Below are 305 nucleotides of genomic sequence, written 5' to 3' on the forward strand. Positions count from 1 at the left end.
GCTGGCTTCTTCAAGGATATGCAGCTCCTGATCATTCGACCATCAGTCGATTCAAGCAAAGATATCTGACGGATACCGTGATGGAACAGCTATTCTTTCAACAAGTAGCGTGGCTCTACCAGCAGGATGCCATCACCGGGGAAACGGTCTATATAGATGGGACGAAAATCGAAGCCTCTGCCAACCGATATTCCTTCGTATGGAAAAAGGCGGTTACAAAGCATGAAGCCAACCTGTACTTAAAATGGCAAGACCTCTTAGAACAGATGAATACGACGTACTGTCAGGTATTCACAAGTCCTTAT

At 45.6% G+C, this 305-nt stretch carries 1 protein-coding gene; it reads left to right on the forward strand.

The window, feature by feature from the left end; translation table 11 throughout:
- Window positions 1-305, forward strand: a 305-nt coding sequence (locus tag KI375_RS27105; protein ID WP_212976447.1) for a transposase, incomplete at both ends; no start/stop codon positions are given.

Origin of the sequence: Bacillus sp. J14TS2, from assembly GCF_018333015.1 — a bacterium.
GTDB lineage: Bacteria > Bacillota > Bacilli > Bacillales > Bacillaceae_C > Lederbergia.